The organism is Paenibacillus thalictri, assembly GCF_004307995.1.
Lineage (GTDB): Bacteria > Bacillota > Bacilli > Paenibacillales > NBRC-103111 > Paenibacillus_AF > Paenibacillus_AF thalictri.
The window spans coordinates 229,572-253,548 of sequence record NZ_SIRE01000014.1 but is presented as its reverse complement, the minus strand read 5'-3'; the positions used below and the strand labels follow the sequence as shown (position 1 = coordinate 253,548).

The 23,977-nt window shown below is 50.8% G+C and carries 23 protein-coding genes; all 23 read right to left on the bottom strand.

All coding sequences use genetic code 11. From position 1 onward, the window contains the following. Positions 1-637: 637 nt before the first annotated feature. Entirely contained in the window at positions 638-1,561 is a 924-nt protein-coding gene (locus tag EYB31_RS20650) for an ABC transporter permease (protein WP_240762655.1), read from the bottom strand. An 18-nt stretch (positions 1,562-1,579) separates the two neighbouring features. Then, a complete protein-coding gene (locus EYB31_RS20645) occupies positions 1,580-3,235 on the bottom strand; it encodes an ABC transporter substrate-binding protein (protein WP_240762653.1) in 1,656 nt (551 codons plus the stop codon). Between the two features lie 48 nt (positions 3,236-3,283). Further along, entirely contained in the window at positions 3,284-3,781 is a 498-nt protein-coding gene (locus tag EYB31_RS20640) for a DinB family protein (protein ID WP_131015295.1), read from the bottom strand. A gap of 148 nt (positions 3,782-3,929) precedes the next feature. Next, positions 3,930-5,012, bottom strand: a complete 1,083-nt coding sequence (locus EYB31_RS20635; RefSeq protein WP_131015294.1) for an LLM class flavin-dependent oxidoreductase — start codon at positions 5,010-5,012, stop codon at positions 3,930-3,932. A 127-nt stretch (positions 5,013-5,139) separates the two neighbouring features. Next, entirely contained in the window at positions 5,140-6,006 is an 867-nt protein-coding gene (locus EYB31_RS20630) for a LysR family transcriptional regulator (protein WP_131015293.1), read from the bottom strand. 72 nt (positions 6,007-6,078) lie between these two features. Next, positions 6,079-6,609, bottom strand: coding sequence for an NADPH-dependent FMN reductase (gene ssuE / locus EYB31_RS20625; RefSeq protein ID WP_131015314.1), 531 nt, complete (start codon positions 6,607-6,609; stop codon positions 6,079-6,081). Between the two features lie 6 nt (positions 6,610-6,615). After that, the gene (locus EYB31_RS20620) at positions 6,616-7,809 is read right to left on the bottom strand and encodes an amidohydrolase (protein WP_131015292.1); all 1,194 of its coding nucleotides are present in this window, start codon (positions 7,807-7,809) and stop codon (positions 6,616-6,618) included. Between the two features lie 285 nt (positions 7,810-8,094). After that, complete coding sequence (locus tag EYB31_RS20615) at positions 8,095-9,582, bottom strand: serine hydrolase domain-containing protein (protein ID WP_131015291.1); 1,488 nt, start codon at positions 9,580-9,582, stop codon at positions 8,095-8,097. An 81-nt stretch (positions 9,583-9,663) separates the two neighbouring features. Further along, positions 9,664-10,491 (bottom strand): carbohydrate ABC transporter permease, encoded by an 828-nt coding sequence (locus tag EYB31_RS20610; protein WP_240762651.1) that lies wholly within the window; start codon positions 10,489-10,491, stop codon positions 9,664-9,666. Next, complete coding sequence (locus EYB31_RS20605) at positions 10,488-11,417, bottom strand: carbohydrate ABC transporter permease (RefSeq protein ID WP_131015290.1); 930 nt, start codon at positions 11,415-11,417, stop codon at positions 10,488-10,490. Before EYB31_RS20605 ends, EYB31_RS20610 begins: the two co-directional genes overlap by 4 nt. A gap of 80 nt (positions 11,418-11,497) precedes the next feature. After that, on the bottom strand, positions 11,498-12,772 hold the full coding sequence (locus tag EYB31_RS20600; RefSeq protein WP_131015289.1) for an ABC transporter substrate-binding protein: 1,275 nt from the start codon (positions 12,770-12,772) through the stop codon (positions 11,498-11,500). A 73-nt stretch (positions 12,773-12,845) separates the two neighbouring features. After that, the gene (locus EYB31_RS20595; RefSeq protein ID WP_131015288.1) at positions 12,846-13,964 is read right to left on the bottom strand and encodes a C45 family autoproteolytic acyltransferase/hydrolase; all 1,119 of its coding nucleotides are present in this window, start codon (positions 13,962-13,964) and stop codon (positions 12,846-12,848) included. Between the two features lie 128 nt (positions 13,965-14,092). Next, positions 14,093-15,580, bottom strand: coding sequence for a response regulator transcription factor (locus EYB31_RS20590; RefSeq protein WP_131015287.1), 1,488 nt, complete (start codon positions 15,578-15,580; stop codon positions 14,093-14,095). Continuing rightward, entirely contained in the window at positions 15,568-17,376 is a 1,809-nt protein-coding gene (locus EYB31_RS20585) for a cache domain-containing sensor histidine kinase (RefSeq protein WP_131015286.1), read from the bottom strand. The genes EYB31_RS20590 and EYB31_RS20585 overlap by 13 nt, the downstream gene beginning before the upstream one ends. Positions 17,377-17,760: 384 nt before the next feature. After that, positions 17,761-18,147: a rhodanese-like domain-containing protein gene (locus tag EYB31_RS20580; RefSeq protein WP_131015285.1), complete on the bottom strand. Its 387-nt coding sequence runs from the start codon at positions 18,145-18,147 to the stop codon at positions 17,761-17,763. A gap of 22 nt (positions 18,148-18,169) precedes the next feature. After that, positions 18,170-18,436, bottom strand: a complete 267-nt coding sequence (locus EYB31_RS20575) for a metal-sensitive transcriptional regulator (RefSeq protein WP_131015312.1) — start codon at positions 18,434-18,436, stop codon at positions 18,170-18,172. Positions 18,437-18,523: 87 nt separating this feature from the next. Then, entirely contained in the window at positions 18,524-19,003 is a 480-nt protein-coding gene (locus tag EYB31_RS20570) for a DsrE/DsrF/DrsH-like family protein (RefSeq protein ID WP_131015284.1), read from the bottom strand. Next, the gene (locus EYB31_RS20565) at positions 18,993-19,256 is read right to left on the bottom strand and encodes a sulfurtransferase TusA family protein (protein ID WP_131015283.1); all 264 of its coding nucleotides are present in this window, start codon (positions 19,254-19,256) and stop codon (positions 18,993-18,995) included. The genes EYB31_RS20570 and EYB31_RS20565 overlap by 11 nt, the downstream gene beginning before the upstream one ends. A 30-nt stretch (positions 19,257-19,286) precedes the next feature. After that, the gene (locus EYB31_RS20560; protein ID WP_131015282.1) at positions 19,287-19,859 is read right to left on the bottom strand and encodes a sulfurtransferase TusA family protein; all 573 of its coding nucleotides are present in this window, start codon (positions 19,857-19,859) and stop codon (positions 19,287-19,289) included. 26 nt (positions 19,860-19,885) lie between these two features. After that, on the bottom strand, positions 19,886-20,194 hold the full coding sequence (locus EYB31_RS20555; protein ID WP_131015281.1) for a rhodanese-like domain-containing protein: 309 nt from the start codon (positions 20,192-20,194) through the stop codon (positions 19,886-19,888). Between the two features lie 27 nt (positions 20,195-20,221). Continuing rightward, on the bottom strand, positions 20,222-21,370 hold the full coding sequence (locus EYB31_RS20550) for an MBL fold metallo-hydrolase (RefSeq protein WP_131015280.1): 1,149 nt from the start codon (positions 21,368-21,370) through the stop codon (positions 20,222-20,224). Positions 21,371-21,382: 12 nt separating this feature from the next. After that, on the bottom strand, positions 21,383-22,162 hold the full coding sequence (locus tag EYB31_RS20545; protein ID WP_131015279.1) for a sulfite exporter TauE/SafE family protein: 780 nt from the start codon (positions 22,160-22,162) through the stop codon (positions 21,383-21,385). A 310-nt stretch (positions 22,163-22,472) separates the two neighbouring features. After that, positions 22,473-23,972, bottom strand: coding sequence for a response regulator (locus EYB31_RS40295; protein WP_165452514.1), 1,500 nt, complete (start codon positions 23,970-23,972; stop codon positions 22,473-22,475). Positions 23,973-23,977 lie beyond the last annotated feature (5 nt).

The window sequence follows — 23,977 nt, the reverse complement described above, 5'->3', positions numbered from 1 at the left end:
TGGAAGATACTTCGGTTTTCGACTGGGTTTAGCTTGGTGTTGCCATTTTTCCTGATTCCCACCTCAACCGTGGTAAAACAATTTCCAATTTTCACAGATCAGGACTTGACATATTACCGCTGGACTTCTTTGACAGTGCCTATCGATTTCATTCTCAACAATATGAGGCGGCCGCCGAATGGCAGCTCTGAAGACCATTGACATACGAACCGTCAAACGAACCGCCACGGCCCAACGCTTACGGACAGGAACGCGCTTATTTGGCAAAAAAGTCGAGGTTATCATTTTTAACGGTCACACTGGACCTTATTTGCTCAAAAAGTTGGGGAAACCACGGTGGTAGACAAAATAAGGACTCTGGTGTCCGTCCCATTTGGCAAACCTCTGATTTTGTTTGAATTGCGGCGCCCGTGTCCGTTACGATGGCTGGCTGTTCCAACGTTGGGATATGTACAATGAATCGAAGGGGTATGCACAACGAATCGACAGTCTCCGTTCCCGGCTGATCGGTCCGTTAAAGTAAATTAGACGTACCCGCCCGTCGGCTACCTAAAAGTAACGTTCATTCGGGAGCGATCTGCTAGATAAGTAAGGTTCGTCGGCTTCATGCCCCTTTCATGTCCCTGCGCCAACCAGCCTAAGAACGTCGGACTCGCGGATCGATGAACGTATACGATACGTCCACCAGCAAGTTGACCACGACATAAATGATCGCCGTAAAAAAGACGACGCCCTGCACCACCGGCAAATCTTTGGCCATAATGGCGTCCGCGAGTATTCTCCCGATCCCTTGCCTGGCGAATACGGTTTCGATTACGACCGTACCGCTCAGCAGCTCACCGACCATCACGCCGATGATCGTAAGCGCCGGTATAAAAGCGTTGCGCAGCGCATGCCGGTACATAACGGCCCGCTCGGCCAGCCCTTTGGCCCGCAGCGTCACGATAAACGGCTCCCCTAGCACCTCAAGCATCGTATTGCGGACCATACGCACAATCAATCCCGCTCCGACCATGCCCAAAGCGAAACCAGGCAGCACCAGCGTCTTCCAGCCACTTGAGCCCATAGCCGGGAACCAGCCCAAACTGATCGAAAAAAGCAGCAGCAGCAAAATCCCCGTCCAAAACGACGGCATCGAGATGCCAAACAGTCCGACGAACCGGGCGATCAGATCGATCGCACCGTTGCGGTGTATGGCGGATAACACGCCGAGCAATATGCCGACGACCACAGCGACAGAAGCGCTGACTGCCGTCAAAGCCAGTGTTGCCGGCATGTGCTCCAATATTTTTGGCAGCACCGGGTCGTTATTGATACGCGACGCCCCGAAATCCCCCTGCAGAAGCTGCATAAAATAATGGGAAAACTGCACATAAAACGGCAGGTCGAGCCCCAGACGGTGGCGCATTTCGGCAATCGCCTCCGGCGATGTGGCGTTGCCGTCCAGCATCTGCAGCACCGGATCGCCGGGCAGCACATACATGATTACAAACACAAGCATCGATGAACCAATCACAACTAGCAGGGAAGTGAACAGGCGGGTGGCGATCGTTCCGGTCACGTTGCGTTCCTCCCTTGTTTATTTGCTGATGCTGACATCGTAAAACAGCGGATACCCGAGCAGATCGTATTTTAAGCCCGATACGGTCTTGGCTCGCGCTACAGTGTAAGGAAACTCATAGATGGGCAGAATCACGGCGTTGTCGATCAAATACTGCTGAATTTTACTATAAGCTGCCTTTCTTTTTTGCGGATCGGACTCCGAATATCCTTGATCCAGCAGTTTGTCGATTTCCGGATCGGCCAGATGCGACCAGTTCGTTCCGCCTTTCGTAAACTCCCTGTCCGAGCGGAAAAGATTACGCATCACGTCAGGGTCCGCTTTAACCTGTGAGTTGCCCCACAGATCGTATTCATCTTTCGTCAGCGGCGTGTTTGTGTCTTTTGTAATATTCAGCGTTACGTTAACGCCGACTTGCTTGAGTTGCTGCTGCACCATGGCAGCGATATCGTTGCGTTTCTCGCGGTTCGGCGAGCCGTCGAGTATGCGCAGGATCAGCTTTTTGCCGTTTTTCTCGCGCACGCCGTCCGCTCCTTTTTTCCAGCCCAGTTCGTCCAGAAGCTGATTCGCCTTGGCTATGTCGGGTTTAATTTTGTTTTTCAACGATTCGTCAAAACCGAACAAACCCGATGTCAGCGAAGACCACGCCCGCTCGTAAGTGCCCAGATACAGCGTTTTGACGATCGTATCCGCATCGACGGATAACTGGATCGCCTGACGCAGCTTCGGATCGTTCCACGGCTCGCTGTGCAGGTTAAAGTACAGCGAAAATGCCGTCCCGTTCGTAACCGCTTGGTCGACCGCGATTTTGGCGTCGTTTTTCAGCGTGACGATGTTTTGCGGAGGCACCGTTTCGGCCGCCAAAATCTGCCCGCCCTGCACGCTGCCGATCCGCGTCGCTTCTTCCGGCACGATCTTAAACGTCAGCTTGTCGAGATGCGACGGCCCTTTATTGTCGGCGACCGGCGGCCCCCAGTTGTAATCCGGGTTTTTCTTGAGTGCGATTTCGTCGTTCTCCGACCATTTGACGAAAACAAACGGGCCGGTGCCGACGGGGTGTTTGCCGTATTGATCGCCATATTGCTGAAAAGCCTGCGGCGAATTGATGCCGAGGAAAGCCGAGCTCAACCCGCTTAAAAACGGCTCGAACGGCTGCGAGAGCGTGACTTTGATCGAATAATCGTCGACGATATCCGCCGACGCAAACGGCCCAAGCAGCGCGCGGGCCTGTCCCGTCGCTTTGGCGATCCGGTCGAAATTCGCTTTGACGGCAGCGGCGTTAAACGGCGTGCCGTCGTGGAACTTGACGTTTTGGCGCAGCTTAAACGTATACGTTTTGCCGTCGTCGGATTTGGTCCATTCGGTGGCAAGCCACGGCTGGAACGAGCCGTCCTTCTGCTGATATACGAGGCTGTCGACGATGTTGCGGAACACCCGATGCGAGACGGCGAAACCGCTGGACCCGGGATCCAGCGTATCGGGCGAAGTCGCCAGCGCATAGGTCAGCTCGCCCCCTTCCGCCGGCTTCGCTGCCGGAGCCGTCTTGGCGTCGGAAATCTTAGCGGCTTCCGGCCCCGCCGCTTCTTTATTTGCGCCGCAGCCCGCCAGCAGCAGCGATGCCGCAAGTGCAACCGATACCCCTTTTATCCAATTGCCTGCTGACTTTGTTCTCAAGTCATTCTCCCCCATTCCTTGATTGTGATCTTGCGGTCAGGCCGCTCCTTACGGAGCTGCCGTTCCCGCACCTTCTGCATGACCGGCAGCGTACGCCAGCTTCACGCGGTCAATTTGGCCCAAATGATGATGTACGTGCCTGATAAAGCCGGAGACGATATCCACGACACGGACGGTCTCCCCTTTGAAATTGACGCCCGACTTCTCCCAATCCGACGGCGAGAGCCGTCCGAACAGATGACTGTTGTTCAGCAGCAGCGCCTTGTACGCATCCAACACTTCATGAACAGCGGCTTCGTTTGCCTTTTGACCGCTGACCCATGCGTCTTGGTCAAAAGCCGGGAGCTGAACCTTTGTATCGGCCAAAATATCGCGGATCCGAAACGAAACGACAAAATTGTGATCAAGCAGATGGGTAAGTACTTCGATGACGCTCCACGATTCCGGTTTCGCTTTCCATTTCAGCTGATCTTCGCTTAAGCCCTCGATCGCCTGAACCAGCTGCCGGTGAAGACCCAAATAAGCTTGTATATCAACTTGACTCATGTTTATATTCCTCCCGGGTGAAGATTACTTATTATAACTATTCGCATGTTTTTAGTTGGATTTAAGTCGGCGAATGATCTCATCTCTTCCATGCGGCCCCGTATGGGCTCACGGTAAAAAGCTGCATACTAACGCTCGAACCGAGCCTTTATCTTACCGGTACGGCCAGTTCGTCCTGCTGTTTGGCCGGCGGTTCGTTGTTCCACACCGTGCTTGGGATTTCCTTGCGCAGCACCGGGATAATATCTTTGGCAAACCGCTCCAACTGCTCGCGCTGCTCCGATTCGGTCAATCCGTCCACACTGATGCTGAGCACTTGATGTCCGTAAGCCTGGTGGTAATTGAGAATTTTTTCGATTACGTGGTCCGCGCTGCCGACCAATACCGGGCCGTTGGCAATATTGTCCTCGAGATCCTTAAAAGGCGACTTATTGTGCTTCGAGGACTCCGTGGAGTGGAATTTGTTGTAATACGGGCGGAACCGCCTGACCGCTTCCTCGGACGTGTCGGCAAGGTACAAGCTGCCGCCGCCCGCTCCGACAACGGCATTTTTTGGATCGTGGCCGTAAAATTCCCAGCGTTCCCGGTAATGGTCGATTAACGCTTTGTATTTTGCCTGCGGGTGGAACGTATTGGACGAGAAGATCGGCTCGCCGTATTTCGCCGCCAACTCAGTGGAAAGCGTGCTGGACGCGCTGCCGTGCCATACGGGAATCGACTTCTGAAACGGTCTCGGCTGGGTCGTCACATTATCCAGCGGTGTGCGGTATTTTCCCTGCCAGGTGACGTTTTCCTCGTTCCACAACCGTTTGAGCAGCGCGTAACGCTCCGCCAAGGAATCCCACTGTTCCTCTTCGGTGATGCCAAACAGCGGATAATGCCGCGGATCGTTGCCTTTGCCGATAATCAGCTCCAGCCTGCCGCCGGACAGGTGGTCCAGTGTAGCATAATCCTCCGCCACCCTCACCGGATCCAGCACGCTGAGCACCGTTACCGTGGTCAGCAGGCGAATACGCGATGTTCTCGCAGCGATTGCGGTTAATACGACGGGCGGCGAAGAAGATAGAAACGGTTCCCCGTGGCGTTCGCCTACGCCATATGCGTCGAAGCCGAGCTCTTCGGCCAATGCGGCCTGCTTCAGTATATTTTGAAATTTCTGTTGGTCGGTGAGCGTCTCCCCGGTCACCGCGTTTGGGATGTTCATCATCAGACTGAATAATGCAAATTTCATATCAGTTGCTCCTCCTCTATATCCCACCAATTTTGTAGGATTTATTTTGTTAGTATACCGTCAGGAGCTTCACTTGACTAATTGAAAAATCCTATTTGAACATTAACAAATTCAATATGAGCCAAGGTTACCCGAAAGGGAGCGAAGTCAGAAACTTTACGATTTCCGACTGCTTGCCGCTTTGGCTAATAATATTGGTCTGCATCGCAATACCCGCCACCTCCGCCAATTCCACCGGGAAAAGCAGCCGGTCCCGCACCTCCTTTTGCACGCACAGACCGGGCAAAAAACAGATGCCGGCTTTGTTCAGAACAAGCTTTTTGGCCGTCTCGGAGCTGTCGGTCAATATTTCGATTTTCGGAGGCCGGTCCAAGCTTTGAAACACCCGGTGAATTCTTTGCCAGTCCAGCGAGCCGCATTCGAAAAAAACAAACGGCTGGTCGATGATCGCCTCAGCCGTTGCCGCAGTACCTGCCAATGGGTGCTCCGGATAGGTGTACAGCCGGATCGGATCCTCGTAAAACTTGACTGATTGCAGGCCGGGGTGGCTCACATTACGGACAAAACCGATGTCGACCTCCATATTCAGCACCTTGTTTACGATATCGTCGGTCGTACTTGTGACCAGCTTAAATTGAAGGCCCGGATACTGGAGCCGCAGCTGCGGTAGCAGCTCCGGAATCATATAATTGGATACGGACACCGTACAGCCGATGCGCAGCTCATGCCGGACTGACTGCCGTTTTTGGATGATTTGCTTGCCCTTCTCGTAGATTTGCAGCAGTTGCTGAGCATACGGCAGAAACTGCCGCCCTTCCTCCGTAAGCTGTACCTGCTTGCCCATCCTGTCGAACAAACGGCAGTCCATCTCCCGCTCCAGCGACTGAATGCGTGCCGTAACCGAGGGCTGCGATAAAAACAACGCTTCGGCCGCTTTATTAAAGCTGCCGTAATGAACGACATGGACAAAAGCCTCAATATTTTCAATATTCATGAACGCTCTCCGATCAGATTACTTCCCTTTCCTCCGGCGTGTCTTTATTTCGGCTTGCCCGGATACCCCCCGTTACTTCCGCACCAGCCGCGCAAGTTCGGACGCCGCTTGCCGCAGCCGCTCAGCCAGCTCCTCCTCTACCTCGAAGCCGCCGCCTTCCAGCCGTTTCACCTGCGTATCTTGGGCGAATACGCCTTGCAGCTGATGACGGGCCCCCAGCGCAGCCAACACCGGCTTAAGCGCGTAATCGATGACCAGCAGGTGGGCGACCGTGCCGCCGATCGCAACAGGCAGCGTCGGCTTGCCTTCCAAGCCTTTTTGCGGCACCAGATCGAGAAAAGCTTTCAGCACGCCGGTATACGCCGCTTTGTACACCGGCGTCGCCACAACCACCGCATCCGACTGCGCGATCAAGGCATTGGCTCCGGCAATTGCCTCGCTGTCGAATTTCGTATACACAAGATCTTCGGGAGGTAGCTCGCGCACATGAATCCACTGAACCTCCGCTCCTTCATGGATAAGCGCTTGCTCCAGCACCTCAAGCACACCCGTTAACCGTGAGGAAACCGACGGGCTCCCTGAAATCAGCGTAATTTTTGACATCATGCATCATTCCTTTTCATTTTCTTGGTTATATGTTTGCAGTACCTTCAAACCTAGAAGCGATAAATACCGGGCCCCGACGAGCAAGCTGCGTTCATCCAGCGTAAACGCCGGATGATGCCACATCTGCGTGCCTCCCGTACCGATCCATACGAAGAAGCCGGGCACGTTTTGCCGGTATACCGCGAAGTCCTCCCCGCCCAGCGTACGTTCCGCCACAACCGTCTCATAACCGAGCTCCGCTGCGGTCTCGGCCGCCAGTTCGGCCAAACTCTCATCGTTGTGAACCATCGGCAAATAAGGGAACCAGCGAAAATCCGCTGAAGCGCCATAAGCGGTCGCCACCCCTTCTGCAATACGGCGCATATGTGCGGGGATAACCTGACGTGCTTCCTTTTGGAAGGTGCGTACCGTCCCCTCCAGCGTCACCTTATCCGGTATGACATTCCACGTGTTGCCGCCGTGAATGCTGCATACGCTGACAACGGCGTTATGCAGCGAGCTGATGCTGCGGCTCACTATGGACTGCAGGCTGCTGACAATCTGGCTGGCGGCGACGATCGGATCGACGCTTTGATCCGGTATGCCCGCATGCCCGCCAATGCCAACGACATCCAACTCGAAACGGTCCACGCTTGCCATCAGCGGTCCCGGACGCACGCCGATTGTACCTACGGGCAAATCGGGCTTGTTGTGCATTCCGAAAATCGCCGACACTCCGTCGAGCACTCCAGCTTCGACCAGCAGCATGGCCCCGGACGCCGTCTCCTCCGCAGGCTGAAATATAAGGCGCACCGTGCCCTTTAGCTCATGCCGCCGCCGCATCAGCAGATCGGCCGCTCCGATCAGCGACGCCGTATGAAAATCATGCCCGCAGGCGTGCATCCGCCCGGCGATTTTGGATGCGTACGGCAGGCCCGTGCGCTCCTGGATCGGCAGCGCGTCGATATCGGCGCGGAGCGCGACGGTAGGCCCATCCTGCTCGCCGACAATTTCCGCGATCACCCCGGTCTTGAGCTGCGGAAAGTCCAACACCGTTATGTCCGCTTCCAGCAGCCATTCGCGAATGCGGCGAGTCGTCTCGAACTCCTCCATCGACAATTCGGGGTTCTCATGAAGAACCCGCCGTATATGAATCAGCCGCTCCAGCAGCTTATGCTTGCGATCATCTGCAACTTCTTCGTCTATTGCTTCGGTCATTCGTATCTCCTTCCTTATCACCGGTTTCGTCAAGCAAACCTGAAAAACGCAAAAAGCTCCTTTCATTCCGGGTACGGAAAGAGAGGAGCCTTTGGTGATCCAATCGGCTTTATCGCTTTAGTGGTTAAACAAATTTTATACCCATTATTCCAATCAGTCAACACGGAATAATATAGTTTGTGCTTCCAGGCCCAACTTAGGCCAAAAGAGACAAACAAAAGCTTCCAACTCTGAAAAGCCAGGAGCCATACAACGTAAGTGCAAATAAGAATCAGTGCCGACTGCTCACCGCTCTTCCCCTATTACGGCCGTACCGTAAATTTCCGGCCTTTCCATGGCCGTGCTGTTGACATTGACGGACCGTTTCAAAGAGACGGCACTGCCGGAAAAAAGGCAGATGACCCTATCGATAAACGGGGTTTCCGCAAAGCACCACATCATCGCAAATGTGCTTTCATCCTCCCAGACTCCACATGCCGCCACCTTCATCCTGGCAGGCTGGTATTGATGGTGCAGCTCGTTTCCCGTCATCGACGTACTGCCTTCCACCCAGGCGCCTATTCCGCATCTTACGGCATGTTCTCCGCGGTGGTCGGTTAAAGTAAAGGTGCAGCCATTATCATCAAAATTAAACGCGATCTCGCTTACATGATCGGCGTTCTCCTCCATTTGATACCTCAGTCCGTTTATCGAAGCAATCGAAGCTGCCGACTCAGCGGACTTTGCTGTTCCGTTTTTATTCGCTAATTGCAGCGACTTAAGCTTGTCCGCCAAACGCCGATGCCCCACATCGTCTTTCGGCAGCGTATCCCGCCGCATGTCAGGCAGCAAATGGGTCCAGAGCAGATCAAGCACTGCCTGCATCTTCTGGAGCCCGCCATAGATGGCAATGACGGCTTTCTGCTCCGGCATCACGATACAAAATTGGCCGAAAGCGCCGTCGGCCCGGTAAGTTCCATGCCGGCCTCGCCAAAACTGATAGCCGTAGCCCATCTGTGAGTCGCTTTGCCCCTTGTCGCCGCTGTCGATCTGCCTGGAGGTCGCTTCATCTATCCACTGTTCGGACAATATCCGCTTCCCGTTCCACACACCCCGTTGCAAATAAAGCAGTCCGAAGCGAGCGAGGTCTTCGGTCGTCAGACTCAGCCCCCACCCTCCCGTATTGACACCGGACGGGCATGTATCCCACGCCGCCGCCTCGATGCCAAGCGGTGCAAACAGCCTTGGCCGCAAATAATCGAGCAGCCGCTGCCCCGTCACCCGCTGCATAATAGCCGACAGCATGTACGTCGCTCCGCTGTTGTACATAAATTTCGTTCCCGGCTCATGATCCATCGGTTTCTCAAGAAAGTAACCAGCCCAATCGCCGCTTGTCTGCCGCCACTCACTTCCCATGATCGGCTTGGCATGTCCGACGCTCATCGTCAGCAGATCCTTCACGCGCATGGCGGCAAGCCTTCCGTCTACTTTATCAGGAACGGCTTCCGGGAAAAAAGATACGACGCTGTCGTCTACGGAAAGCAGCCCCTCATCCACGCCAAAACCGACAGCGGTCGACGTAAAGCTTTTCGTTAACGAAAACAGCATGTGCGGACGATGAGAAGCATAAGGCTCCCACCAGCCTTCGGCGATAACCGCACCATGACGCAGCAGCATGAAACCGTGCAACCCCAGCTTTTCACGTTCGGCAGCTTGCAAAAACGCAAGAACAGCGTCGGACGAAACGCCCTGCTCTTCAGGTGAGGTACGCGCTAAAGAGTGTATTTTTTTCATAACAGGCAATCTCTCCTCTTAAACGAAACGCCTACGATTTTAGTTGAATCATTTCTCCCTCACATCGCCTTTTGCATCATGTCACTTCAGCGCTCCCTCCGTCAAGCCGCTGATCAGAAAACGCTGAAGATAACCGTACAGCGCAATAATCGGCAGCATCGTCAGCAAAAAGCCGGCGAATGCCAAGTTATAATCAATCGAATATTCGGTTTTGAAATTGTATATAAACAACGGAAGCGTCCAGAAATTCGGGCTGCGGTTCAGCAGAATAAGCGGCAGCGTGAAATCGTTCCATATTCCGAGACTGTTTAAGGTCGTTATGGTCACGATAATCGGCGCCATCAACGGAAAGATGATTTTCATAAACGTTTGCCAAATCGAGCAGCCGTCGATGCGGGAAGCTTCATCCAATTCAAACTGGATGTTTTTCAGAAACCCGACGCATAAAAATATGCCCTGCGTCAGCGCCAACGTTACGTACATGATGATCAGCCCGGTATGGTTCATCAGCTTCAAATCGGACATGTAATGAAGCGTAGGCAGCATAATAACCTGAAACGGGACAAAAATGCCGGATAAAATAAATACATACACGAATTTATAATAGGTTTTGCCAAAGTTTCGGGAAATCGCGTAAGATACCATCGGAACGATAACAATAATGATCAGCAGCGATACCAGCGTAATGGTCAAAGAATTTTGAAGGTATACCCAGAACCTTCCATTACCCAAAATCGTTTTCATGTGACCTAAATAGATGGAGGACGGCAGTGAAAATATGCTTTTGGCCGTTTCCTCGCGTGTTTTGAACGCAAGTGTCACCGTCAAATACATTGGGAGCATAACAACCGCCATACCTATAATCAACAGCGCATATTTGATACTTGCTCCAATTGCGTTGGGCGTCACAGCTGTCCGACCTCCTTCTTGTTCAGCCACTTCAACTGGATAAACGAAATGAACGCAATCAGCAGAAAAATATAAATCGATTCCGCCGTAGCGTAGCCGAACTTAAATTCGTTTAAGCCGTGCCGGTATATGAGAAATGCGATCGATTCCGTTGAAGTGCCGGGTCCTCCGTCCGTTAACGCTACGATCGATTCGAACACCGTCAGTCCGCCCTTAATCGTTACGACCAGATTGACATTAAGCATCGGTATCAGAAAAGGCAGCGTGATCGAGAAAAAACGCTGCAGGCCCGTAGCGCCGTCGATTCTGGCCGCCTCGTGCAAATCTTTGGGTACGCTGGTCAATCCGGCTAAAAAAATAATCATAGGCACCGCCACACCATGCCATACATTGGTGATAATAAGCCCATAAATCGCCGTTTTGGCGCTGCCCAAAATGTTGACGGACAACCATTCGATGCCCAAGGCCTCGCCCGCCTTCGGCAAAATTTCGTAATAGATCTGATTAAATATAAGACCGATTGTAATCAGGCTGAGCACAGCCGGAAAAAAGAATACCGATCTCATGAAATTGCGAAATTTAACATTTCCGCTTAGCAGTAACGCTAGAGCCAGCGCAATCGCCATTTTCAGCACGACGGCAAGCAGCGTATACTTAAACGAAAACAGCAGCGAATCCAGAAACCGTTTATCCTTTAAAATCTCCAAATAGTTGGCAAATCCGATGATGTTATATTTTTTCGATATACCATCCCAATCGGTTAAGCTGAAAAAAAAGCCCATGACGACGGGATAAGCGAAAAATGCCGTATGCAGCAGCAGCGCCGGCAGCGTCAATATTAGAAATATGCGCGAGCTGCTTCGTGCATACGATTGGGTCGCAGTGCGGTCAAAAAAGCGGGTCCACACCGTGCGCACAACTTCCATAAAAGATCCTCCTATCACTATAAAAGGCCGATGCTGCAGAAACATCGGCCTTCCCCTCCAAGCGGTCGATTCTGGCTGCGTTATTTACCCGCTTTATTGTAAAAAATATCTTCCAGTTTCTTCATGTAAGTTTCCTTGTTTCCGGTAGCGATCAATTCCTGGGTCGCTTTCCCGAAATCGTCCTGCATCGCCGGTGTCCAAGGGGAATCCGCCGCGCGATAAATTTTACCGGCAGCCGCCATGTCCGCAAGTACCTTCGTTTCTTTGGAATTGTGTTTAACGCCTTTCACCACGGAAATATTTTGCGTTTCATCGGCGTACAACTGCGACATTTCCGTCGTGGCGAAAAACTCCATAAATTTTTTGATTTCAGCCTGGTTTTTTACGCCTTTCGGCATCGCAAGCGCGGTACCGACCTGCATCGCCACTTTGGCGTCCTCAGCCTTGTCCGCCGGAAATACGAACATGTCGACATTCATACTCGGATTCGCCTTCTTGACGGCTGCCGCCTGCCACATGCCCATGAAATACATGGCCGCTTTTCCCGCCGCCATCTCTCTGACCGCATTGTCGCCGGATAATCCGAGCAAATCCTTTTGCGCATATTTCCGCATCTCCAGCGTCTTTTCGATAAATTTGGCAAATACCGGATTGTCCGCGATATGCTTTTTGCCGGCGATCACGTCCTGAAAAAACGGAATGATGTTCGGATCGTCCAAAGCCAGCATAGCTGCGGAAATTCTTCGTAAATCGGTATACTCTTTATCGGCGAACAGAAACGGCGTTTTTCCCGCCGCTTTCAGCTTGTCTGCAACCCGAATGAGTTCGGCGTACGTTTTGGGCACTTCCAGATTCAGCTCCTTGAACATATCGGGGTTGTAAACAACTCCGTAACCTTCCAGCGCATAAGGAAAAGCGTAGTTTTTACCGTTATTTTGGCTGAATGTAATAAATTTCGGATCGACATTTTGCAAAATCGGATCTCCTGTAATTTCCTGCACATTGTCGTCTTTAAGCAGCTGCGAGAAACTCGGCGCGGAAGGATATACGTGAAAAAGCTGCGGCGCTTCGTTGGTGGAGAAGCGCATTGCCAGCACCTTCAGCATATTGGGCGGGGCGTTCTGCTCAATGACGATATTTTTGTTTTGCTCCTGGAACTTTTTTATAATTTTGTCCATCGTCGTCACCGTATCCGCTTTGTTGGACAAAAATTCAAGTTTGATCTGCTGCTGTCCGGCTCCGCCGCTTGCCTCTTTTTGTTTTGCCTCGCCGCCGTCGCCGCTCCCGGAGCACCCCGCCGCCGCAGTCAAACTCGCAGCCAGCAGAGAGGCTGCAATACTTTTGGATAGTTTCATATAATGATGACACCGCCTTTTTATAGTTGATTAACCTTCATTTCGACCGTGAATACAACACTTCCACACTTGCTCAGGAAGTGAATGAATAAAGCTTATATTCGTACTGGTTGGGAGGACCGAGCGCAACCCACATTTGGCCTTTGCTTGGCTCTGCGATAACGGACGCAAACGTAATAATATCGTAGTCCGGTGCCCCATTCGCCCCGTCGCCCGGCATTCGGCATAACGGATACGGATACGTCTCCCGGTCCCTGAGCAAAGACTTCATCAGCGAGGCGTTCAGCTTGCCCCGATTATCCGTGAGCAGTTGCTGCATCCTGTCCTGCCTGGCTCGCGAATTTTCAAGCTCGGTACCTGTCAGCTTTTCTTCTCCTGCAAAACTTGGAAGCGTATAGTGATTCGAGTGGGCCAAAATGCCTTGCTCCGGTAAAATGAGCCCGTCCCGCTCGGGTGTATTTTCCATATCAACTGCATTTCCATATTTGTCCATCATGATCAAATTGCGCGAAGACGCTCTTTCCAGGCCGCGCAAAGCTTCGATCGCTTCAGACACGGAATCGCAGTAAAGCGCATATCGCGAAAACATATATCGCGGGAAACCGGCTTTCCAGCCGTCACAGGTCAGGAAGTTGGCGAATACCCCCATCCCGTTGCTGTTAATCCCGATATACGAAATTTGCCCTGCCGGCGTCAGCACAAGATGTGCATGTCCATCGTCAGGCACAAATTCGACCACTACGCCCACTTCCTTGTAAAATGCCGGCAGGTCGGCGTTTTGCCCAATGATGCCGGTGCCGTCGGAGGTAGCTTCAGGTAAAACCGCAAACGTCGTACATTCCGTATACTTCTTCATTTCGTTGTCAATCTCCGCCCTAATTTGCAGCAGATATGCATCGGCAACGGAAATACCCGCCCCTTCCGAAATCCCCTCGACTTCTTCGTCAAAATAAGGGGCGTACTTCTGAACAAAAGCCCTGTACCGTAAAATCGTTTCATGCAGCAGCTCCCTCGGCAGGCGGTCCGCCTTCAGCCGTCTGATCGCAAGATCACGGTGTTTCTTGATAAGATCGCAGCAAGCCTCGCCGTATTGCCGGCCGATTTCCCGGTGAGTCCCGCTAAACTTGTAGAAAGGGAATGTTTCATTGGATCTGCTTTGCTGCTGCAGTGCCTCCTGGTAAGGATCGGTCATCTGGTGCTCCTCCAAACATATATTTTTAAATCGCTTACATGGTTATTTTAAACGCTGCCCGGCACCGATAAATATGACTCATCTGACCTGATGCATATGACAATCATGTAAAAAGGACGAGCATCCGGCTATTTCTTTTTATTGACTCCGGGGGTTTCGCCGAAATGCTTTTTGTATGTTTGGATAAAGTGGGAATAATCGTTAAATCCCACGTGGCTGGCCACCTGCGACACGGTCAGATTGGGATCCGACTCCAACAGCTTTTTCGCTTTTTCCATACGCACGGAAATCAAGTACTGGGTAAAGCTAACCCCGCTTTTTTTCTTGAACAGCCTGCTCAAATAGGAACTGTCCGTGTAATACACGTTTTTCGCCAATTCGTCGAGCACGATGTTTTGCGCATAATTTCGGTCTACATAGTCCATTATTTTCTGTATCATATCGTCTCGGGTACTGCACTGTTCAAGCTTTGCTGCGATCGCGGAAATACGCGATTCAAAATAATCCGAGATTTGCTTCAAGCTTTCGAACCTGTACAAATCAGGCTGATCCATATAAGGTTCGAAAACTTCGCTTCTGTTGTTGATAAATTCAATGACCGAATTCAGCGTCGTCGTCAGCTTGGAGCATACGTCCTGGAGCGTATAAGCGGATAACTGCTTCGACCCGGCTATGCCGCCAAACAACTGCCGCACCAAAGCGGCCGCTTCCCCGGGTTTGTTGTTCATCATCGTGTTGTACAGCGGAAGCAGGATCCCGTCCAGCATCGGAAGCGTAAACTGCTTATTGGCTTTTGTATCTTCGTGTGTATACACACCGCCCCTTTCGGATAACAGCTTGTACAGTAACGCGTTTTTGGCCTCCTTGTATGATTCCACCAATTGACCAGGTTCGGAATACAGCTCGCCAATGCCGATAACTATAGAGCCGCCTCCCTCTTCTTGATAATCGCCCGCCAACCTTTCCCATATGCCGCGAACGTCAAGCAGCTTATGTGCAGAGCCTGCGTTTCCCTGCAGAACGGCAATACTTATATGTGGATGTTTCTTATCGCGAATCGTTCGGCAGTGAATTTCCCATTTGTGGAAGTATTCCCTTAACAGCGATCCGACGAGCTGCACATTATCCCCGTCCAGCACGGCCGCGACAAATACGCTCCCCGGTTCGCAGCAAAGCTGCAGCGCCTGCGGATCAGCCCCTTCGCATAAAATTGCCGCAAGCAAATCGTCTTGGGCTTTTGCCTGATCCGCCTCCAGTTCGGCGCTGATCTTGTCCAAGACAGCGTATATATCGCTTTTCTTGACGGGTTTTAGCAAATAATGCTCCACTTTATGCATTATCGCTTTTTGCGTATATTGGAAATCGTCGTAACCGCTTATAATGACGTTGAAAATACCAGGATAATGACTGTGAATGATAGCTGCCAGCTGCATCCCATCCACCCTCGGCATGCGGATATCGGAGAAAACAACATCAATCGGCTTGGCCGCGAGCAGTTCGAGCGCCTCCTGACCGTCCTCAGCTTCGAAGATCGCCGTATCCGGATTCCAATTCATTACTGCTTTAATTAAAGCTTTGCGCGTAAAATATTCGTCGTCGGCAATTAAGATGTGCATGCCTTCTCCTCCTTGATAAAAGGAATCATCATTTCCACTCGGGTTCCCTCGCCGCGCTTGCTATCGATCCACAGCCAAAAATCTTTGCCGTAAAAGTTTTTTATTCTGGCGTATACGTTGCATAAGCCGAAGTGCACCTTGGATTTGGTATAACCGTCGCGGATAATTTGCTCGAACAAGCTTTTTATTTGATACAGTTCCTCATCCCCTATGCCAACGCCGTCGTCCTCGATTTTGATCAGCAGTATATTCCCGTGTTTTTTCATGACGATCGTTAACCGGCCCTTCCCGCCTTTAGGTTCGAGACCGTGATAAAAAGCGTTCTCTACAAGCGGCTGCAGCAAAAACTTTAGGATCTTGCTTTGAAGCACAACGGGGTCGATTTCATATACGACCTGAAACTTGTTCATAAAACGCAGCTGCTGAATCTGTATATAATTTGTCAGCTGCTCCAGCTCGTTTTCGATCGTCACATCGTCCGACGATTTAATATTGTATCTGTACATGCTGGCAAGCGAGCTCGCTATAAGCGATATTTGCTCCATCTCGTGGAGGTCGGCGATCGATTGAACCACGTTTAACGTGTTGTACAGAAAATGAGGATTGATTTGTGCCTGCATCATATTCATCTCGGCTTTTTTTTGCAGCAGATTGGATAATCGCTCGGTCTCCTGGCTTTCCTTCAGCCGCTGAATCATCCCGTTATAACTTTGCACCAGTTGGCCGATTTCATCATCCCTGTTCTCCTCCGTCATGGACCAATCCAGCGTTCCCGTATCGACCAGCTTCATCGTTTTCGTCAGACGATAGATAGGGAGAAAAAACCGTTTAGAGAACAATACAGCGAAATAAGTGGCTATGAGCAGCGACAGCAGGATCAGCAGAGCATATTTTTGCATATTGTTCTGAAAAGCTTTATCAATCACTTCAACAGGCAGAAATTGAACGATGTCCCATCCCGTCAACGTATTTTTCGCCATGCTGAACATGTACTTTTTGCCGCTTATCGGAATTTCCAGCATGTTTTTTTGCTGGCTTTCGTATTTGTGGAATTCGCTTAAAATTCGGGCAACGTCCTCGTCGGCAAGCGAATTGCCTTTGGAATTGTAGATCAGCTTCCCATCCGCCGCTACGATGGTGCCGACCTCCGAATTGGATTCGGCACTCCCGCCCAAAATGCTTTCGATCGCTTTAAACTTAATGTCCAGTTTGGCTAGAGCATGATCGGCGCTGTTCGTATTGATATCGGATAACTCCCTCACGATCGAAACTACTTTTTTATCGTTATTGGCGATTTTATAAGGAGCCGTTATGACAACTTTATCGTGGCGCAGCCAATCTTCCGGAATGGAGCTTACAACCGAGGAGATCGACCAAATTTCAGAATCCTTGCTGTTGTACACCCGGCCGTTCAGCCCGACAAACATGATGCCTTCCAAGTAACCGTTCATCAGCACAACCTGATCCAGCGTTTGCTGAAAAACATTGGCATCGTCGATATACTCCAGGTCACTCTGCTCGTATCTTTTCTCAAGCACTTTCTTGAGCCGGCTATCCGCCAAATAATAATATGAGTTGCGCGCCATATTGGAGAAAAAATCTTGAAGACTCACGTTTGTTCTTTTGTTAAGCTGATTCATAAAATCTTCGTGGTATTGCTTTGTTTGATTGTACGAATTCAGTCCGAAAATAAGCAGTGCCGACAGCACGGGTATGAGAATAATAAATAAATAGGAAATGAGCAGCTTTCTCCGAAATGAATGGATCGGCACGTTAAAATATTTGAACAATCGCATGTAATGTCTCCATTCTTTCTTAACTCTATCAATCGCAATGCAAACTCAAGTGACGGGTATATATTGTATCAAGTATGTTCTGATTCTAATATGAGAATTCAGGATAATAAATATGGTTAAGATGTCTTTTTTGTAACTATACTAATCGGAATCGAGAGGTTTGGTCGATGCCCGAACTATCGTTACGTTAAGGAATTTATCCCGGCCTTGGAAGGTTATGTAGAGCACTGCCGTTCATTGGCCGATTAAATATATGTCCGCTCTAATAGGATTTGAAACGCACAAAGACGCTTCCAGCCCACTTTGTAAGTGGTGTAAAAGCGTCTTTGCTTATATGCCTGATTTATCCTGTTCACAGACAAACTTCTTGAATGAACCGCCTGCTCATCTCACCACATTGCCGTTCCACGACAGGATGCCACCCTGCAAATGCGCCAGCTCGCGAAAACCCCGCTTCTGCAAAATACGCGCCGCCAGCTTGCTTCTCATGCCGCTGCGGCAGTACAAATAAACGCTTTTGCCCGCAGGGATTTCGCCGGCGCGCTGCTTCATCTGGGACAAGGGGATGTTGATCGCTCCTGCGATGCGGCCTTGCTGTACTTCGCCGGGTTCGTGGACGTCGATTAATATATGATTCGGATCGCGCTTCAGCGCATCCTGGAATTGATCGGGCTGCAAGTTTTTCAAACCTCTGACCCCGGCGAACCGGGAATAAACAAACCAAACCAGCAAAACAATGATCGCAAAATTAATGATGAGATTGTAGTCCATAGAAATACCTCATTTCTAGCTGTCAGCGGCTTTTCACCAGCAAGTCGATCGCCTGCTTGACGATTTTGCTACTGTCTCTGCCGGCTTCCTGTTCCTCCAAAATACATTGCTCCAAATTTACCGCAACGATGTAAGCTATCGCTTTATCGGCGGCGCTTCTTACGGCGGACAGCTGGCTGACGACATCTTTGCACGGCTGCTCTTCCTCCATCATCTTCAGCACGCCGCGAATCTGCCCTTCCACCCGTTTTAATCTTCTTTTCATATCGTCATCGTATTGCATATCGATTCCTTCCTTCCATCCATACCGGTATAGGTATATTATTACTGAATGACCGGACAAATTCAATATAAATGGAGGACGCTTCACATTGGTCTAAATAAACAGATTGACCTTGGCATCGGCGGCATCGCCCAAATAAGCGGCAACCCCCGCATATTCGATATTGTCGATCAGCTCTTCCTTCTGCAACCCAAGCAGGTCCATCGTCATCGTACATGCCACGAGTTTAACGCCCTGCTCCTGGGCAAGCTCGATCAGCTGCGGCAGGCTGAGCGCATTGTGTTTCTTCATCACATGTTTGATCATTTTTGGGCCAAGCCCGCCAAAATTCATTTTGGACAAGCCCATCTTATCCGCCCCGCGCGGCATCATTTTGGCGAAAATCGACTCAAGCCAGCCTTTCTTCACCTTCACCGGCGCATCCTTACGCAGCGCATTGAGCCCCCAGAAGGTAAAAAATATCGTCACCTCATGATCGTATGCGGCTGCCCCGTTAGCGATAATAAAGGCCGCAATCGCCTTATCCATCTCCCCGCTGAACAGTACAATCGTTGATTTCTCCTTATTTTCCACTTTCTCGAATCCCCCTTTCGTCCGTCGTTCGGCCTTTTTTCACGATAAAAATAAACACGCCGTTTTGTTCCTTCGCTTCGATCAGCTCATGTTTGGTCATCTTCACCCATGCCCGGAAATCGTTCATCGAACCTTTGTCGGTCGTCAGCAGTTCCATCGTTTGTCCCGATTCCAATGAATCCATCGCTTTTTTTGCCTTGACGATCGGCATTGGACAAGCAAGCCCTTTAGCGTCAACTATCACATTTGCCATGATGTATCATCTCCATGTTATTTTCGTTTTTTAGTCCTGCTCCGTGTCATAACTCCACCCGGACATACCGGGAAGGACATTTTTAACATTCCGGAATCCCTTATCCGTTAAAAGCTGACAGGCCGTATCGCTGCGGTTCCCCGTTCTGCAAACGACATAATAAAGCTTGGCGGGATCGAGATCGCTTATCTTGTCTTCCAAGCTACCCAGTGGTATCGAGATAGCCCCCGGAATTCGGCCAAAAGCATATTCCGCCGGTTCCCGGACATCGATAACGGCCACGGTTTCGCCGGACGATACCTTAGCATAAACCTCTTCGTTGGAGGAGGTATGCGGGAATTGCTTCTCCGCTTTCGTCTCGGCCGCTTCAGCCTTACGGATAAAATGATGGAACACTCCGTTATGTTCCTTTAAACCCACATATTGATGCCCCGTCCGGCTGGCCCAGCTCTTCAGGTCGGCGACGGAACCTTTGTCGGTGGCACGCACCTCCAGCACTTCCCCTGCTCTCAGTTCTTCCATCGTCTTTTTGGTCTTCACCACGGGCATGGGGCAAGCAAGGCCTTCGCATTCCAGCGTGCGATTCGCTGTCCAATTTGTCATGTACCTGATCTCCTTTGGAAGTTGAATTATTTACCGTACACAATATTTCCCGGCCATTTCGACATGCCGCCCGTCATATTCGCCACGTTATAGCCCATGTTGGAAAGGAACCCGCATGCTTGCCCGCTGCGATTGCCACTGCGGCAAACAATGATCGTCTCGTGCCGCGGATCAAGTTCGTTTAACGCTTTGGCGATTTGCCCAAGTGGAATATGCCTTGCTCCCGCTATGTGACCGGATTCCCATTCCTCCTGCTCGCGTACATCCAAAATGACGATATGTTCGTTGCGGTTGATTTTTTCCAGCACGGTTTCAGGTTTCAGTTCCTTGTACATTTGCGATTCCCTCCCGAAAATTTACGATTAGACGTCATGTACGGCACAGCGGTTGGGACCGATCTCCATCTCGCGTTGTTCCTCGTCGTTTGGCGTCATTTTGCCCATATTGGTTTGGCGTATTTCCTGGTACGCATGGGGCTGCGGCGGCAGCTGTTCCGTAACCGTACGGCGAAAAAGCGGTTCATCGGTTATATTCAAGCCTGGGTTACTCTTGAATAAATCGCCAAGACGCGCGCAAACCTTGCCGCCTTCCCCAAGCTCCGCCGATTTGCCGAAGTGTGCGGGAAGCACGATGAGATCTTCCGGCAGCGCCTTATAACGCTCGTAAAGTGTCGTTCTGAGATCAGCCACCCAATCTTCCGCTTTACCGGCTAAGTCGGGACGTCCGATCGACTGGACGAATAAAATGTCCCCGGAAAGCAGAAACTGATTGTCGACGATCAAAGAGGTGCTGCCAATTGTATGGCCTGGAGAATATACCGGCTGTATGCGGATTAATGTATTTCCTACGGCGATCTGCGCTTCTTCTTCGAGTTTTTCGTATTCGAAAACGACCTCCTCCGCATCTTTTGGCGGCAGCCAATACGTGCCGTTTGTTTGTGCGGCCAGCGCGCGTCCTCCGGAAATATGGTCGGCGTGAAGATGCGTGTCGATCGTATGTTTAATCTGCACGTTTTTCTCCTTGGCGAAGCTGTGGAATACGTCCGTCATACGTACGGCGTCGATCACTGCCGCTTCACCGCCGGAGATAACCATGTAGGACAAACATCCTTTGCCGATGCGGACAAATTGGTATATTTCTCCGCCGCCATGCAGCGAGCCGATTTTTAAAGGTTCCAGATGCTCACTCCACGATTTCATCCCTTCGGTCAAATACGATACATACCGTCTGCCCGCCTCAACCAGCTGCTCTCCGACAAACTTGGACGAACCTTCCTTGGCGCAGACAACCAAAATGTCTTTGTCTTCCGGAATTTTATCGAGAATGGCATCTACTCCATCAATGAGGTCGAAATAAGGCACATTGAATATTTGTACGTTTGAGCCTTCGATTTTCCAATCTTTAAAATCTTCTTCGTTGCGCACATCAAGAATAAACAGCGGTTCATTGCTCAAAAGTTTCTTTGTTACTTGCGCTGCGCTCATCGCTTGCAGCTGATTTTGATTTGCCATGACATTAGCCTCCTAAAATAGAATGGAAATCCATATTTTAACGACAGTTGCCGTTATTAATGCAGCCAAAATCCATTGCAGCGCTTTGGTGTTTGTCTTTTTACTGAGAGCCGCGCCTAGAGGAGAGGCGATCAAGCTGGCCGCGACAAGTACGACAGCGGGTCCTAGAAGCATATGGCCGCCCATCATCTTGCCGGCCGCCGAACCGATAGATGAGATAAACGTGACGGCCAAGGATGATGCGATTGCGATTCTTGTCGGTATCCGCAATACGACCAGCATAACCGGAACGGTAATGAAAGCTCCGGCTGCGCCGACGATCCCCGAGACACCGCCGATGATAAGCGCAAGCACAACCGCCAGCGGCTTATTGAAGCCAACTGCGCTGACGTCCGTGGCGTCGCTCCCTTTTTTCGGCAAAAACATCATGACCGCTGCGATTAACGCAAGTACGGCGTACACCATATTAATTACCGCGCTGGGCAAGAAAGCGGAAATCAAGCTGCCCGCAAAGCTGCCTATGACAATCGAGCCGCCCATGTACCCAATAAGCTGCTTATGCAGCAAATTCCCTTTGCGGAAAACAAGCATCCCCATCAAGCTGGAAAAGAATACCTGAACGGCGCTGATCGCCGTGACCTCCTGAGCGGAAAAAGCGGCAAAGCCCAGAAGAGGCGGTATAAACAGCAGCATTGGATAATTGATGATCGAACCACCGATCCCCACCAGACCTGAAATAAACGAACCCAGAAAACCAACAGCAAAAATCGTGATGATCCATGCCATGTCCATGAGGCGTTCAGCCTTTCTCTTATATCCCGTCTGTTTATGATGCTTTTTGCAAACCACCATATACCCCATAGGGTATTATAATAAGCAAAAAAATAGGCCATCCGGATGGCTTTTGAAAAAAGTTGCGACGGTTTTTTATACATATACCCGTTGGGGTATAAGAACATTATAGTTTATTTTTTTATTGTGTCAATAGAACCTGCGATTATTTAATCATCGACTGGCTCGTCATTCTGCCAAGCATAAGTTAGCGAAAAGGCTGAAAAGACTTCGTCGGATATAACGAAGCCTTGTGGGCCGAATTGTTTTTCTAATTTGGGACTGTGGAATCAACGTTTTGTTGCCGGTACAATTGGGGGGTCAGACCGGTCATCCGCTTGAAGATTTTATGGAAATAATTCGTGTTCTCAAAACCTACCGTTTCCCCGATTTCCCTGACCGACATATCGGTTTGCTCCAAGTAACGTCTAGCCTGATCGATGCGCGATTGATGTATGTACTGAATCAAGGTGACTCCCGTTTTCTTTTTAAAAAGTGTAGATAAGTAATCTTCATCCAATGAAACTGTTTTGGCGACCTGCTTGGCGGTTAATGTTTGCCCTAGATTGGACCGGATATGGACAATCGCCCGGCTAATGACATCGTGTTCCTTGCCCGGACCCGGCAACTCTTTTTCTGTCCTTCTCAGCAAATAACGCAGCATACGCGCTTCAAGCGCATTCATAAAAAGATCATGATGGGACGGCGCAAGCCACTCCCGATCTACCAGATCAGTATCCCCATCAACAGCGGCAGCGGCGATATGCCGAAAGCTTTGGTCAAGCCGCTCTCCCGCCGCCTTAACTTCGCGCCATAAAACCCCATTTTTTCTCCACATATTGCCGATGGTTTTCAGTGTGGCTGCGCACGCATCGGAGCGTCCCAACTCAAATTCCAGCAGAAGACGGCGCTCAATTTGCCAATCCGTTTCTGCGGGAATGCGAAGTTGCGGCTGCGACTCTTCCTTGAGGCCGTACCAACCGGCCTGGAACTTCTGCAGCATGGATAACCAGCAGGAAGGAAGCTCTGCGGAAGGCACCGCCAAAGATACGGTTTCTGGGGCTGTATCGGCAGGGTAGCGTTCATAGGAGACCAAGGCCGCCATCGATTTGCCCCAATGAAATACCGTTACGCTTGGACCGTCAGCGAATAGGTGAGAAACAACCTCTTGAGACGAAACGGATATCATTTCCCGCTGCGCTTTTGCTTCATGCCCGCCATAAGGATAATACGCGATCGTAACGTACGGGAATTCGTTTTGCCATTTGGCGACCGCCTCCGGCACCCTCATGTAGGCGGTGTCAACCGGCGGCATGCTGTGAAAATCGCGCCAAAGCTTGGCGTACCATACATGCATATCGTATTTGGCCGAACTGGCTTCAAGCTGCTTGCTCGCCGCAAGCTGGCCGCCTACTTTTCTCAGCATGTCGCCCATGGCCTCTTCATCCATCGACAGCTTGAGCACATAACCGGAAGCTCCCAGTTCCACCGCTTTCCGGGCGTATTCGAACTCATTGACACAGGTCAGCATCACAAATTTGGCATTTATTCCTGCGGACCGTACCTGCTCCAGCAATTCGATGCCGTTCATGCCCGGCATAATAATATCGGCCAATACCAAATCCGGACGTCGCTCGCGGATCATCGTCAGCGCCTGTCTGCCCGCTGAAGCTTCGCCGATCACCTCGAAGCCGTATGTCGCCCAAGGGACAAACTGCCGCACGGAGCTGCGGATAAACGCTTCATCGTCAACCAATATGACTTTCCACATATGAT

Excerpts from the sequence above, each read along its gene's own strand:
- EYB31_RS20605 (WP_131015290.1), bottom strand. The coding sequence starts at position 11,417 with ATGGAAGTTGTGCGCACGGTGTGGACCCGCTTTTTTGACCGCACTGCG.
- EYB31_RS20635 (WP_131015294.1), bottom strand. The coding sequence starts at position 5,012 with ATGAAATTTGCATTATTCAGTCTGATGATGAACATCCCAAACGCGGTG.
- EYB31_RS20550 (WP_131015280.1), bottom strand. The coding sequence starts at position 21,370 with ATGGCAAATCAAAATCAGCTGCAAGCGATGAGCGCAGCGCAAGTAACA.
- EYB31_RS20595 (WP_131015288.1), bottom strand. The coding sequence starts at position 13,964 with ATGACCGATCCTTACCAGGAGGCACTGCAGCAGCAAAGCAGATCCAAT.
- EYB31_RS20585 (WP_131015286.1), bottom strand. The coding sequence starts at position 17,376 with ATGCGATTGTTCAAATATTTTAACGTGCCGATCCATTCATTTCGGAGA.
- EYB31_RS20565 (WP_131015283.1), bottom strand. The coding sequence starts at position 19,256 with ATGGCAAATGTGATAGTTGACGCTAAAGGGCTTGCTTGTCCAATGCCG.
- EYB31_RS20620 (WP_131015292.1), bottom strand. The coding sequence starts at position 7,809 with ATGACCGAAGCAATAGACGAAGAAGTTGCAGATGATCGCAAGCATAAG.
- EYB31_RS40295 (WP_165452514.1), bottom strand. The coding sequence starts at position 23,972 with ATGTGGAAAGTCATATTGGTTGACGATGAAGCGTTTATCCGCAGCTCC.
- EYB31_RS20640 (WP_131015295.1), bottom strand. The coding sequence starts at position 3,781 with ATGAGTCAAGTTGATATACAAGCTTATTTGGGTCTTCACCGGCAGCTG.
- EYB31_RS20630 (WP_131015293.1), bottom strand. The coding sequence starts at position 6,006 with ATGAATATTGAAAATATTGAGGCTTTTGTCCATGTCGTTCATTACGGC.
- EYB31_RS20590 (WP_131015287.1), bottom strand. The coding sequence starts at position 15,580 with ATGCACATCTTAATTGCCGACGACGAATATTTTACGCGCAAAGCTTTA.
- EYB31_RS20580 (WP_131015285.1), bottom strand. The coding sequence starts at position 18,147 with ATGGACTACAATCTCATCATTAATTTTGCGATCATTGTTTTGCTGGTT.
- EYB31_RS20560 (WP_131015282.1), bottom strand. The coding sequence starts at position 19,859 with ATGACAAATTGGACAGCGAATCGCACGCTGGAATGCGAAGGCCTTGCT.
- EYB31_RS20555 (WP_131015281.1), bottom strand. The coding sequence starts at position 20,194 with ATGTACAAGGAACTGAAACCTGAAACCGTGCTGGAAAAAATCAACCGC.
- EYB31_RS20615 (WP_131015291.1), bottom strand. The coding sequence starts at position 9,582 with ATGAAAAAAATACACTCTTTAGCGCGTACCTCACCTGAAGAGCAGGGC.
- EYB31_RS20600 (WP_131015289.1), bottom strand. The coding sequence starts at position 12,772 with ATGAAACTATCCAAAAGTATTGCAGCCTCTCTGCTGGCTGCGAGTTTG.
- ssuE (WP_131015314.1), bottom strand. The coding sequence starts at position 6,609 with ATGTCAAAAATTACGCTGATTTCAGGGAGCCCGTCGGTTTCCTCACGG.
- EYB31_RS20545 (WP_131015279.1), bottom strand. The coding sequence starts at position 22,162 with ATGGACATGGCATGGATCATCACGATTTTTGCTGTTGGTTTTCTGGGT.